Annotated in this window: 8 protein-coding genes; 3 read left to right on the top strand and 5 right to left on the bottom strand. The window is 65.9% G+C overall.

All coding sequences use genetic code 11. The features are described from left to right. A partial coding sequence (locus tag ACRCSW_RS20070) for a sensor histidine kinase (protein ID WP_438707424.1) occupies nucleotides 1–627 on the top strand: 627 nt, incomplete at its 5' end. A gap of 379 nt (nucleotides 628–1,006) precedes the next feature. Continuing rightward, nucleotides 1,007–1,354, top strand: coding sequence for a hypothetical protein (locus ACRCSW_RS20065; protein WP_438707423.1), 348 nt, complete (start codon nucleotides 1,007–1,009; stop codon nucleotides 1,352–1,354). A gap of 50 nt (nucleotides 1,355–1,404) precedes the next feature. Here ACRCSW_RS20065 and ACRCSW_RS20060 read toward each other — a convergent pair whose 3' ends face one another. Genes ACRCSW_RS20060 through ACRCSW_RS20050 form a run of 3 tightly spaced genes read right to left on the bottom strand, consistent with a single transcriptional unit; the run spans nucleotide 1,405 to nucleotide 8,034 of the window. Further along, complete coding sequence (locus ACRCSW_RS20060) at nucleotides 1,405–2,082, bottom strand: Crp/Fnr family transcriptional regulator (RefSeq protein WP_438707422.1); 678 nt, start codon at nucleotides 2,080–2,082, stop codon at nucleotides 1,405–1,407. Beyond that, nucleotides 2,079–5,045, bottom strand: coding sequence for an ATP-binding protein (locus ACRCSW_RS20055; protein ID WP_438707421.1), 2,967 nt, complete (start codon nucleotides 5,043–5,045; stop codon nucleotides 2,079–2,081). Before ACRCSW_RS20055 ends, ACRCSW_RS20060 begins: the two co-directional genes overlap by 4 nt. 22 nt (nucleotides 5,046–5,067) lie before the next feature. After that, nucleotides 5,068–8,034 (bottom strand): acetoacetate decarboxylase family protein, encoded by a 2,967-nt coding sequence (locus ACRCSW_RS20050; RefSeq protein ID WP_438707420.1) that lies wholly within the window; start codon nucleotides 8,032–8,034, stop codon nucleotides 5,068–5,070. A gap of 290 nt (nucleotides 8,035–8,324) precedes the next feature. Here ACRCSW_RS20050 and ACRCSW_RS20045 point away from each other — a divergent pair, with 290 nt between their 5' ends. Next, nucleotides 8,325–8,834 (top strand): phage tail protein, encoded by a 510-nt coding sequence (locus ACRCSW_RS20045; RefSeq protein ID WP_438707419.1) that lies wholly within the window; start codon nucleotides 8,325–8,327, stop codon nucleotides 8,832–8,834. A 97-nt stretch (nucleotides 8,835–8,931) separates the two neighbouring features. Here the strand turns inward: ACRCSW_RS20045 and ACRCSW_RS20040 are convergent, their stop codons facing one another. Next, complete coding sequence (locus ACRCSW_RS20040; protein ID WP_438707418.1) at nucleotides 8,932–9,630, bottom strand: SDR family oxidoreductase; 699 nt, start codon at nucleotides 9,628–9,630, stop codon at nucleotides 8,932–8,934. Between the two features lie 173 nt (nucleotides 9,631–9,803). Beyond that, the coding region (locus ACRCSW_RS20035) for an ExeM/NucH family extracellular endonuclease (RefSeq protein ID WP_438707417.1) at nucleotides 9,804–12,876 on the bottom strand (3,073 nt) is incomplete at its 5' end.

Here is a 12,876-nt window from a genome sequence, read left to right as displayed (position 1 = left end):
GGGCGCCTGCAGGCCCGCGAGGCGACGATCCGCAGCTTCACCGACCATGTGACGCATGAGATGAAGACCCCCCTTTCGGCGGTGCGGGCCGCGGTGGAGATGCTGGAGGACGGGCCGCTGGACGCGACCTCGAAGGGGCTGGTGGCTGTGGTTTCGGACGCCGGAGCGCAGATGGAACGGCAGCTGCAGGCCCTGCGCGAGGCGGCGGCGGCGCGCGAGCCGGGGCACCATGGGATGTGTCGGTTGGGCGACGTTGTGCCAGCCCTTGCGGTTGTCCATCCGGGGCTGAAGGTTTCGGTTGAGGGGGGTGACGTCGAGCTGCCGCTGGACGCCGAGGGGCTGGGGATCGTGCTGCAGCAGCTTTTGTCGAACGCGGGGGCGGCGGGGGCTCGGGTGGTGCACATCGGTGCGGTGCCGGGGCGGATGACGGTGACGGATGATGGGCCTGGGATATCGGACGGCAACCGTGGCCATGTGTTCGAGCCGTTCTTCACCACGCGGCGGGAGAGCGGCGGGACGGGGATGGGGCTGACCATCGTGGCGAACCTTCTGGCCGCGCGTGGGGCGGAGATCAGGCTTTTGAGCCCTGCTACGGGCGCTGGATTCGAGATTGTCTTTGGTGACTAGGGCGGGATCGGAGCCACCGTTCGGCCGGGTTTACGAGATGTGAACGAGGAAATTCTCCGGGGGCCGCAGGGGGGCAGAGCCTGTCGTCAAGTGATTGAGAACGCTGTGTTAATCTTGCAGCTTTCGAACAGATCGATGATCTTGTTTCCGTCTTGCTTTCATCTTTGTTCCGTCTACACGCGCATCTGGCCCCAGGGCAGTTAACCAACGCGCGAATCGGTCGGGTCTGGGACAAGCTCCGGGGATTGGTTGGGTGGAACCCCACCCCACGGAGGCTTCGGTGGAGAGACTTTCGGCATGACCGGATTTGTCATTTTGCCGTTACGCCCTCGCGCCCCTACTCTGCGATTGCTGACCCAGGTCCCCACACGAGGAGTACATGATGCGGTCCCTTTCGTTTGTTGCTGTGCTGACCGTTGCCCTTTGCCCCGTCGTGGGTCTTGCCGAGACCAATCCAAGCGCCGCGCCGCTTGTGGACACACTGCAAGCCGCAGTGGCGGACCCCGCGCAGAAGGATGCGCTCTGCGCCTATCTCGTCGCATGGGAGGCGGTCGGGGTCGCGATGGCCGGAGGCGATATGGCTGAGCTCGGCCAGGCACAGGGTAATCAGAAGATGGCTGCACTGGCAGTTTCGGAGGAATTTGCGACGGCCGTCGAGACCCTGCCCTTTGCCGACCAGATGGCCTTTCTGGAGTGGAGCGTGTCGCTGAACGCTCTTTGCAGTTAGGTGTTGGCCGAGCAGAACGGTGCGCTGTAGCGCGCCCTAGGTTGCTTTGATCAGAACTCCGCCGTCAGCACTTTCGGATCGACGATCTCGATCCTTTGCCGGGCGACCTTGATTGCACCCTTCTTTGCCAGCCCGCCCATCACCCGGCTGACCATCTCGCGGTTCGAGCCGATCGTGGCGGCGATTTCGGCGTGGGTGGGGGCGTCCTCGATCTGGCCGCCGGCGCGGAGCTGGCCGCGGTCGACGGCGAGGCCGACGAGGTAGGAGGCGACCCGTTCTTCGACGCTGTAGGTCGTCAGTTCCAGGTTCTTGGCGGTCAGGCTGCGGATGCGGGTGACGAGGCCCCGCGCGATCCGCCAGCGCAGTTTCGGGACCTGGTCGAACAGCATCCGGAACGTGGCGCCGGGGATTGTCAGCACCGTGGCCTCGCTTCGCGCCATGACGGCCAGCGAGCGGGGGCCTTCGTCAAGTGCTGCAAGTTCGCCGAGATGCGAGCCGGTGGCGAAGCGGGTGAAGATGATCTCGCGCCCGTCTTCGGTCCAGAAAAGCGCCATCAGCGTGCCGGACAGAAGGAAATGCACGTCGCCGCTTTTGTCCTTCTGGTTGAAGAGAATCTCCCAGGGCCGGAGGCGGCGTTCGGTGAAGGGAACCTCGATCCCCGCAAGGTCATCGGGGGTGATGCCGTCGAAGAGCGGCAGGCCGCGGGCAAGAAGCTTGGCGATGGTCACGGCACTGCCAGGACCGACCGGGCCTCGGCCAGTTCCGGAAGGCGGGCGCCGTTGGGGAAACGAGCGACGGCTTCGGCCAGACCATTTGCCGGGCCGCCCGCGGCGATCCGGTCAAGATGCGCGCGGATAAGCCAAAGGGCTGCGCCCTGGCCAGTCGCGACTTCAACTGCCTTGGCGAGCGCGGCATCGGCATCGGCCGCCCGGCCCGCGGCGCGGCAATTCCCGGCGTGAAGCCGGAGGATTTCGGGGTACCAGCAGTGGAGCCTGTCCGCCTGGGTTTCGGCCAACGCGCGGGAGGAGACCTGAAGCGCCTCGTCATGCCGACCGGCGGCGGTCAGGCGCGCAGAGTGGACGGCCGAGAAGTAGGGCACGCCGACATTGGCGCCGATGGCGCGGAGCGTGGCGATGACCTGCCCGAACCCGGCGATGCCATCGTCGGTCTTCGCAAGATCGGGGTCCATCACGAAGGCCCAGGTTCGGCCGATGAACTGCCAGAAAAGCGCGCCTTGCGTCACGGCCACGTCGATCCCGCGCTGCAGGCGGTCCTTTGCGGCCTCAACCTCGCCCGCATAGAAGAGCGGCACCGAGCCCCAGACCAGCGCATAGGGCTGCATCACCGGGATCGAAAGCGCCGCCTGATGCGCGTCCGTCTCGGCGACAAGGGCGGGCACTTTGTCGGTCTGGCCAAGGATCGCGCGGGCGGGGGCTTCAAACATCTGGGCGGCGGCGAAGATGTCCATCCCGTAGCGGGCGATCATGCCGGCGTGTTTCTCCAGCCGGTAAAGCGGGCGGATCGCGGCGATGCAGTTCAGCTGATCGGCGAAATTGCCCTGGTAGAAGCGGGTGCCGTTGCGCGCGGCAAGGGCGACGAGGCGGATTTCCACCCCCTCGGCGCTGTTGCCCGCGGCATCGGCCATCCGGTCCATCAGCTCGCCCAGCCGGTTCGCCCGCGCCTCTTGCGCCGAGATGATGGCGTGGGTGTGGACGCCCAGAAGCGCGGGGGCCGTTTCGGGGCCGAGGACGGACTGGGCGCTGGAGATGTCGAGCACCTTGTCGAAGGCCTGGCGCACGGGTTCGGCCGTGAAGCCCTGCACCTGCATGAGGACCGAGCCGATCATGGTATGGGCCGCAATCTCGAGCGCGGGCCGCTGGTCTTCCGGCAGCTCGGCGCAAAGGCCAAGTGCCGCGCGGGCCATGGATTCGCCGTCGACGAAGGCGCCCTGCATCAGAAGCTTCTGGCTGGCCTGCAGGTAGCTTTGGATCGCGGGCAGGAACTGGCGCGCCTTGTGCTGGTGGTCGGCCAGAAGGCCTGGCTCGCGGCTGAGGACCTGGGGGAACCGGCTTTGCAGCATTTCGGCGATCCGGGCATGGAGGCCTTCGCGGGTGCGGCGCAGCATCGACTGGTAGGCGGCCTGGGCGAGAAGGGCATGGGCAAACTCCCACGCGTTGTTCGGTCGGGCGACCAGCACCCCGGCGCGGGCGGCGGCGCGAAGCTGCGGCAGGGGGTCGGCGCCGTCCGCGGCCAGCGCGCGGAGCATGTCGCCCCCGAAGCTGCGGCCAAGCGCTGCGGCGCGTTGCAGGATCGGCTTCGCCTCACCCGTGCTGTCGATCCGTTCGCCGAGAAGGTCCATCAGCGTGGCGGGCAGACCCGCCTTGGCCCCGCCGCCGCGGCGGGCGAGTTGCTGGAGGAAGAGCGGCACGCCGCCCGCCCGCTCCAGCACCTGACGGCGCGTGGCGGCATCGGTTTCAGGCACAAGCCGGTCGAGAAGGACGCGCGCGTCTTCGTCTGGCAAGGGATCGAGCGCCAGCGTCAGGAGGTCACCACCCGCAAGATGGCGGCCAAGCTTGGCATCTTCGCGGCTGGTCAGGATGATGCGGAACTGGGGGGATTCCGGGGCGGTGAAGATATGGTTGATCACGCCAAGGCTGGCGACGTCGAACCAGTGCAGGTCTTCAAACAGGAGGAGTCCGCGCTTTTGGCGGGCCAGGATCGCCTGCCAGATTGCGCCTTCGATCAGGCCTTTGAGGGCGAGGCTGGACAGGGTGGCCAGCAGAACCTGGCCTTCGGGCAGACCAAGGATCAGGGCAAGGGCCTGCCGGTCGGTGGTGGCTAGTTCGGGGAAGGCCTCGGCCAGCGCCGCATAGTCGGGGTTGGTGGTGCCGATCCGGTCCAGAAGCCAGTCGCGGAAGGGCTGGTGGCTTGAGCCATGGCCGATCGCGTCGCCCTGAAACACCGATTTCGCCGCGAACTGGCTGGCGAGGTGACCGACGAAGGCCGTCTTGCCGACGCCTGCCTGTCCGATGATCAGCGCGGGGCCTTCGGTTGCGATCAGCTTGGCCATCTCGCGGGAACGGCCGACGAAGGTCTCGGGCTGGTCGATGCCCCCGGCGGGGAGCCGCCCGAGGACCTCGAATAGCACCATCTCGTCGGTGAACCCCTTGAGCCTGCGGGGGCCAAGCGCGCGGGTCTCGAACCGGCCGCGCGACAGGGCGCGGGTCTCCTCGGCGATGACGACAGTGCCGGGTTCCGCCTCGGACTGGATGCGTTCGGCCAGCGTGGTGACCGACCCGGTCAGGCGCGGAAGGCCGTCGCGTTCCGGCCCGGGGCGCACGACGACCTCGCCCGTCGCCACCCCGGCGCGGAGACGGACGGCGATGCGGTTCTGGTAGCTGAGCCGGATCGACTGGACCGCCCGCAAGGCGGCATCGACGGCCCGGTCGGCGGTCAGCTCTTCGGTGCGCGACAGGCCGAAGATCGCGACCACGCCGTCGCCCAGATACTCGGTCACCTCACCGCCGCTCGCCTCGACCAGAATGCGGGTTTGGCGGTAATAGTCATCCAGCCAGGACTGCAGGTCCTCGGCATCCGCCTCGCTGGCGATGGCGCTGAAGTTTTCGAGATCGATGAAGACGGCAGTTACCTGCCTTCGGCCCCCACCGGCCTCGATATCCCCCTTTGTCACCGGCTTTTCCCCCCAGCCGAACTCACGGTACTCTTACTCGCGCCGCTTCTAGCCGCGCAATTCGCCGTGAGTCCAATGGATTCGACAGGGTCCAGCTGGTGCGGATGCGGAATGCTCCAGGCAAGCCGCCCGGTGCGGGCGCGGCGCTGCCCGGCATGGCCAGCGGGGCGGCGGTCAGGCGACCGGCGGGCAGCTCGGCCAGGTTTGCGTCCTGGATAACGATCTCGGCCGCGACCGGGGTGATCTCGGCGGTGCCGAGGTCGAAGTCGAAGGACGAGAACTGCCAGCGCGAAAGCTTGCCTTCGGTGACGATGACCTGATCGCAAAGTGTCTGGACGCGGCCTGCATCGGGGCTGTCCATCAGCGACCGGGCGAAGCCGCGATCCTGGTAGCGGGCGGACCAGACAGGTTTGCCGTCTGGAGTGGCAACCGCGTATTCGGCGTTGCCCATCGAAAGCTTGCCCATCCGCTTGTTGAACCCGTAGAACCAGAGGCCGGACAGCTGGGCCGCGCGGTTCGACAGGTAGAGGTTCGGCAGGTAGTTGAAGATGCCGGGGTGCCCGTCGACCTGGACGCAAGCCACCGAGATGATCGCCTCGTAGTAGGGCCGGAACCCCAGAAAACGCGGCAGAGCCGAGGCGCGGACACCGATCTGCTGGTTGGCAAGGATCGTGACCGGGTGGGTGCCTTCGGGCGTGAAGGACTGCGGGTGCAGCGTCATGCCGGGGGGCAGGATCGCCTGCAGGGCCTCTGCGTCCACTGCATGGAAGCTGAACCAGCCGTCGACCGCGCCGGTGCCGAAGAAGGGCGTCAGCGGCCAGGGTGCGGTCTGGGCGTAGGGGCTGGCCAGTTGCGTCGCGTCGCCTGGTCCCGCATCGGGAAGCAGGTCGCCCTCGCCCACCACCTCGAACGGGTTGCCGGTCAGGCCGCGGGCGCAGACGAGGCCGGAGATCGTGGCCGCCTCGACGCATCCCGCGTTGATGCCGCAGCGGGTCCAGTCACCCGCGAGGAACAGGTTCTCGAAGCCCGAGTCATCGGGTGGCAGGCGGTGCTGGACGGAGTTCGGGACGGAGAGGACATAGCGCTCGGACCCGTAGAAGTTCTGGCGGAAATACTGGCTTTGGAAGCGGTCTTCCGGGCTTTGCTCCTTGGGGCCCCAGAGGAGCGAGAGGTCGAACTTGCCGCCCTTGGCGGCACCCGGCCACATGCGCGTGAGGTCGCGGTCGGCCCAGTCGCGGACGCGTTCCTTGAAGGGTTTTGGGTCGACGCCGACGTTATGTGCCGGGCTGCAGAAATAGGCGAGCTGCGCGGGACCATCTTCCGGCCAGTCCTCATGCGGGATGAGGTCGGTCATGTCGGCCCAGGTATCCAGGGGCTCGGTGAAGCTGGTGATGACGGTCTTGAGGTCAGTCTGGGGGCCGGGGTTGTGCTCGGCGACAAGCTGGTTCCAACCGAGGTCTTCGGCAGAGGTGTTCAGCCAGAACTGCGCAGCCTGGGTGGCGACTGTGCCGACGTTCTGGACCATCGCCCGCCAGCGGGGCGAAGCGGCGATAAGGTCTTCGGCGAGGTAGGGGATCGAGCCGAGCGAGGCCCCGAGGATCACCTGGTCGAAGTCGCGGCCACGCTCCAGCCGGAAGGCGCGGCCGGTGGGCGGGTCCTTTTCGCTTTCGAAGTCGACGCCCTTGGCCTTCAAGGCCGCGCCGTCCTTCAGCTGCGACCAGTCAGGCTCGGACGGCCAGCAAGGGAGACCCCGGACGTCGACAAGCGGCTGGTAGTCGCCCGAGATCACTTCGGCCTGTTCGACCATGTCGATGGCGGAGACGCCGATCTTGCTTTCGTCAAGCCGCAAGCCCCGGGCGGCGGTGAAGAAGCGGAACTTCACGCCGCGCGATTTCAGGACCTGGTAGTAGGGGCCGAAGATGGTGTCGCCCATCCCGGCCTGCATCTTGTAGAAGAGCGCGCCCTTGTAGGTGAAGGCGAGCCGGAGAAGCCCGCGGATCGCGGTACCGGCGCCGACCCCCCGGTCCTCGGTCACGCCACCGGGATAACCGAACACATAGTCATAACAGCCGCGGAACACGGCAGAATAGACCGCGTCTTGCGACGCCCCGTAGTGGAGGAGCCAGGCGCTGATCTCCCAGTTGTCGATCGCGTCGAACCCCGCGCGGAAGAGGCCAGAGTCGATCGAGCCCCGGAAGAAGGCACCCGACAGGCTGATCACGTATCCGATGCGGCGGGCTTCGTCGCTGTGTTCCTCGGCGGCCATCCGGGCGTGTTGCCAGGTTTGCGCATGGGCGGCGAGGCCCGCCAGAAGCAGGGTCTCGTGTGTCTTGTGGTCATTTGGATTTGCGGAAAGCTTGGCCGAAAACGCATGCAGGTGATGGAAGGGCGAGGCCGCAGCCGTGGGCAGACCGAGACGTGCAAAGCCTGCGTGGAAGCGTTCGGGCAGGGTATGGGCGTTCGTATCGGGCACCGGCCCGGCGAGGCCGCGTTCGATGAAATCGGCAACGGTGCGCACAAGCATCTGGAAATAGGCGAACGGTGTGGGGAGAAGCCCACCCGTGCCCGGCTTGTCGCTGTTCGGCTCGAAATCGATACGCCAAGGGTGCAGGCTGACCGACCCGTCGGGCTGGGGCAGATCCTCGGCCAGAAGGAAATGCGACAGGCCCTTGAAGGCCTTGTCGAGCGTTCCCAAAGGCGCGTCGGGGGACCGGAGGCCGGTCTTGTTCAGCGTGTCATAGCAGTCGCGCATCAGGCGGAAGGCGTTTTCGTAGAAACCTGCCCAGATATGGAGGCCATGCTCCTCGATCCGCTGATGGCGTGCTGCGTTGCGGCCCGACGCGCCCTTGCCGCCGCAGCGCCAGCCCAGCTGATAGACCGTGATGTCGTAGAGCTTGTCCCAGTCGGGGATCGTGGTGATCGCATAGGTCGCCGTGATTGCGCCCACTCCACCGCCGATGACGGCGATCTTCTGGCGTTCCGAAGCCACGTGCTCTCCCTCCCTGCCCGCGGCCGTCAGCATGGCCTCGGTCGATCTGTTCGCCGCCCGGTTTCCGTTGTGGGAGCATAGCGGGGCGCAATCATGGCGCAAGCTTGGCGACTTCTGTGAGTGCTTGCAGTTGTTTCGGCAACGGCCGCAGCGGCTGGCGCCATGCAACCGGCAGCTGCGCAAACAACAGCTTTGTGCGTTCTGCCACAGACCCCCCCGGCCAATCCCCGCTAGCAAGGGACCATCGGCGGGCTGGTTTTGGCCTGTCGGGAAGAAATGGTGTGCGGAAGATGGAACCCCTGCTCGGGTCGATCATCATATTCGGGGGCAACTTCGAACCCAGGGGCTGGGCGTTCTGCAACGGCCAGTCCCTGCAGATCGCCCAGTATTCGGCGCTTTATTCGCTGCTGGGTACGACCTACGGCGGTGACGGCATCCTGACCTTCCAACTGCCGGACCTGCGTGGACGTGTCCCGGTCCACGCAGGCTCTGGCACCGGCCTCTCGCCCCGTTCCCCCGGCGAGACGATGGGGCAGGAGACCGTCACCCTCGCACCGGCCCAGGTGCCTCCGCACACGCATGATCTGGTTGTCGCCAATGTTCCGAGTGATTCAGACCGCGCACAGGGCGACATGCTTGCGCGATCGCAAGTCTATTCGGACAAGAGCAGCCCAACCCTTGCGCTGAACCCCTTGTCGATCGCCTTGACCGGCGGAGGACAGCCGCATGACAACATGCAGCCCAGCCTCTGCCTCAACTACATTATCGCGTTGGAGGGCATTTATCCTTCGCGCAACTGAGGCCGCAACGTCCCTGTTGCGGTGCTTGGCCGGTGGTCGACCCCCTCGCCCCGGCCTAGACCTGCGAGCCTCCCCGTGGCTCGCAGGTCTAACTTTTTCAGATGCTCCGGCTTACCCCGCCATCGACGACGAGCGTCTGGCCGGTAACGTAGCTGGAGTCGTCGGTCAGAAGAAAGGCCGCCGCCTTGGCCTGCTCGGCGACACGGGCGATCCGCTTCAACGCGGGCAGGTCGGCGTATTTGGCAAGGTCGAGGCTGTCGGTGAACCCCGGCGCCAGGCAGTTCATCCGGATGCCGACCGGGCCGTAGCGGTCGGAGTAGAGCTTGGCGAAGGCGTGCACCCCGGCCCGGTAGACACAGGAGGCCGGGAACAGAAGCGACGGCTCGGTTGCGGCGTAGGTGGTGAGGTTGACGATCGAGCCCGACCCTTGCGCCTCCATCACCGGGGTCACCAGCCGGGCCATGCGCACGACTGACTTCACGATCAGGTCGTTCGCGAGGTCCCAGCCGTCATCGGAGATCTCCAGAAGATCGCCCTTCGGCGGGTGGCCGGTGTTGTTGAAGACGGCGTCGATCCGGCCATGGGTGGCAACGGCAAGATCGACCAGGGCCGTCAGGTCATCAAGGTTCTGCGTCATGCCGCGCCGGGCAACCCCGCCCAGCTCGGCCGCAAGCTTTTCGCAATTCTCCGAGGGCGACATCAGAACCAGCGCATACCCCCGCGCCGCCATCTCGCGCGCCACCGCAGCCCCGATGCCGCGCCCGCCGCCAGTGACCAGACAGACCTTCTTCGTCATGCAGATTCCCTCCCTCCGACCCCGCGGGCCTTTCGACAAAGGTGGCAGAGGCAAGGGGCCGCGTCACCACCGGGCGGCGCAGAGCGTTACGATTTTTCAGGCGATCAGGTCATTGGTGGACCAGAGGTCTACCGCGTGGTGCGTTACCGTTGAGCCGAACGCTGCGGGCTTGCCTACACCAGAAGCGGGTCACCCCCGAGATCGAGGCCGATGATCAGCGGGTCGTGGTCGGCAGAGGCGTAGGGACCCTCATTGTAGAACGCAGGATCCTTGAAGCTGGTGTCATAACCGATCAGGTCAGGTTCCTGGGAATTGATGTGCCACTCGGTGGCGCCGGTCACGAAGCCCGCGATATCACCTGATGCAAAGCCCTGGTCGAGCGTGCCGCGCTGGCCGTCGAAGATGAAGCTGAAGGCATCTTCCTGGCCGATGAAGGTGTCGATCAGGTCGGTCAGGCCAGCGGTGTCATCAAGGTACTGGACCGGATCATCCTCGGCATAGGAGTTGAAGTCGCCGAGCAGAATGTAGCCTCCGGGGGCGTCGTAGTCGTTGGCCATGAAGTCGGCAAGCTGCACGGCCGCATCGAGGCGGACGGCGTTCCAATAGGCCTGGCCGTCGCCCTGATCGAAGTTGGGATCGGCGCGCAGGGCGTCGATGTCGGCCTGGGTGATGCCCGTGCCGCCGGCGTCGAGGTAGGCCTGCGCTGCGTCGACCAGATCCTCCAGACCGCTGTCGCCCTTTGACTTGAAGTGCGACGACACGACAGTGAAGCTCTCGCCCGTCGCGTTGTCGGTGAAGGTGGCGACGACCGATGGGCGGTTGCGGTCGAAGTCTTCCAGCCGGACATCTTCGGGCACGAAGGGGTTCAGAACTTCGGCCAGAGCAAAGGTCTGCGCAGCTGAGGGCTCGTCGTAAGTGACCAGCGCGTAGCCGGTCAAGGTTACGGCAGTGCTGTCATAGATGATTGCAGGCATGATCGCGTCGGTGCCGACAAACCCCCCCGTTCCAGTCGGATCGACCGCAGCATAAACGGCGTCCGAACCCGAGGCCTCCGCATCGGCATTCAGGGCGTCGAGCAAAGTGTCGATAGCCGATCCCTCGCCGAAGCCGTTGTTCTCCATCTCTTGCAGAGCAAGCACTTCGGCCCCGGTGCCGGTGATGGACTCGACCAGCTTGGCGGTCTGGCGCTCCAGTTCTTCCAGGTTATTGGCGCCGCGCGGAGTAAGGTTGTTGGGGCCCGAACCGCCGGTCCCGTCGTTCAACGTCGAGAAGTAGTTGAGCACGTTGACGCTGGCGACCTGCAGCGTGCCGCCCACGTCATCGGGCGTGTCCTGGCGGGCACCGCCATTCGTGGTCTCGTCGATCTCCAGCTGCTCGCTGACAATCAGGCGATAGTCGCCAAAGCCGAAACTCATCACCCCCTCGACCGGCGCGGTCAGTTCGGCACCGAGGCGCACGGTCGCGCCGTCGTTGCCGAAATTGTCACCGCTGTCGAGGAAACCGTTGCCGTTGTCTCCTGCATTTGCGGGCAGGAACTCGAACGCGTCAGGGTTCTGGGTGCTGTTGCCATCATCGAGCAGAAGCCGGGCGTTGGCGTTGGCTTCGGTCAGGGCGGCGATTTCGGCGGCTTGGGTCTGGGCGTCGAAAAGCTGGGTCGGCTGGGTCTGGTTGCCGGCGCTGATCGTCACTTCGCCAAAGCGGTCGAGGTTGAAGTTCTCGATGATGGTCAGGGGATCGGCGGTGCCGCTGGTGACGCTGACGCGCATCCCCTCGATCGCCTCGAAGTTCTGGACGGTTGCGGGGTCGAGTGTGACTGTAACGGCCGTCGGAAGTGCCGAGCCGGTCGAGATCGTCACGACATCAGTGGCCCCGGTGATAGCGGTCAGTCCGAAGGATTCCGCCACCGTGCCGGTCAGCGAAACGATGTCGCCGAGTTCCACCGCGACGCCGCCGCCAGTGAAGACGAAGATGCCTTCCGATGTCAGCGCGTCGCCGTCTGCATCGGCATCTTCCTCCTGCAGATAAAAGCCGTCCGTCGTGATGTAGGTCACCGCCGCCGTCACCGTGACCTTCTCGCCGACCCAGGTCGAGGCGCTGCCGCTGCCCTGGATTTCAGAGATCAGAAGTTCGGTCGGCGGGATTACGATTCCACCATTCGCGGCACCCGCCGTGCTCGTCTCTGGCGCCCGCCAGGTGCCGTCGTCGTTGCGCTGCAGCGAAAGGCCCGGCTCCTCGGTACCAGCTTCAGCCACCCCGACGCTGGTCGAGACGGTGCCCGCAGCAGTACCGTTGGTCGCGGCAAATGTGCCCTCGTAGCTCAGGAATTCGACCAGAGTGCCGCCGTTCGACAGCGCGATACCGTCGGGCGCGCCGTTCTGCAGACCGTTCGCGGGCAGGTTCCAGACGTAGTAATCATAGGTACCATCGGTGGTGACCGTGGCAGTCGCCGTCGTCAGCGTGCCGTAGACCGCGCCGCCGCTGCCATTGTAAAGCTCGACCACCAGCCCCGAGGCATCGCTGCCCGCCGTGGTGCGGACCTCGATGAACTCACCGACATCGCTGCCCGCGTTGTCATAGTGGAACTCGTTCAGCCGCGCCTCGAAGGTCGGGGTTTCGACAACATCGGCAACCGTGACCGCAACGTCGGTCGTGGTGGTGATGGCGCCGTCAGAGACGCCGACCGTCACGTTGTAGACATTGTCTGCACCAGCATCCGCAGGGGCCTCGAAGTCCGGGGCTTCTATGAAGCTGATCGCGCCGGTGGACTGGTCGATCGTGAAAAGTGCCGCGTCGTCGCCGGTCAGGCTGTAGGTCAGGGTCGCGCTGTCAACGTCAGTGGCCGAGGCGGTGGCGACGGCGGTCGTGTTCTCGTCTATGGTGACGGCAGGCGCCAGAGTCAGGACAGGTGCGTCATTGCTGCCGGTGATCGTGACGGTCACGGTAGCGGTGTCGGTTCCGCCAAATCCGTCATCGACGGTATAGGTGAAGGTGTCGGTGGCTGTCTCGCCCTCGGCCAGTGCGTCGAAAAGACTGCCGGGATCGTAACTGACGGTGCCGCCCGACAGGCTGACGGTGGCTCCGGCAGTACTGTCGCTGACTGCGGTGATGGTGGTGGTCTGGCCGTCAAACTCCCGGTCATTCGCCAGAAGCGTCGCGGCAGACAGAGCAAGCACGCCGTTTTCGCTGGTTGCGGCGGTGTCGTTGCCGGCCAGAACGGCATTGTTGGTGCCGTCGAGGTAAAGCGTG

Origin of the sequence: Tabrizicola sp., from assembly GCF_051645465.1 — a bacterium.
Classification (GTDB): Bacteria; Pseudomonadota; Alphaproteobacteria; order Rhodobacterales; family Rhodobacteraceae; genus Tabrizicola.
This window is presented reverse-complemented; position numbering and strand designations above follow the sequence as displayed.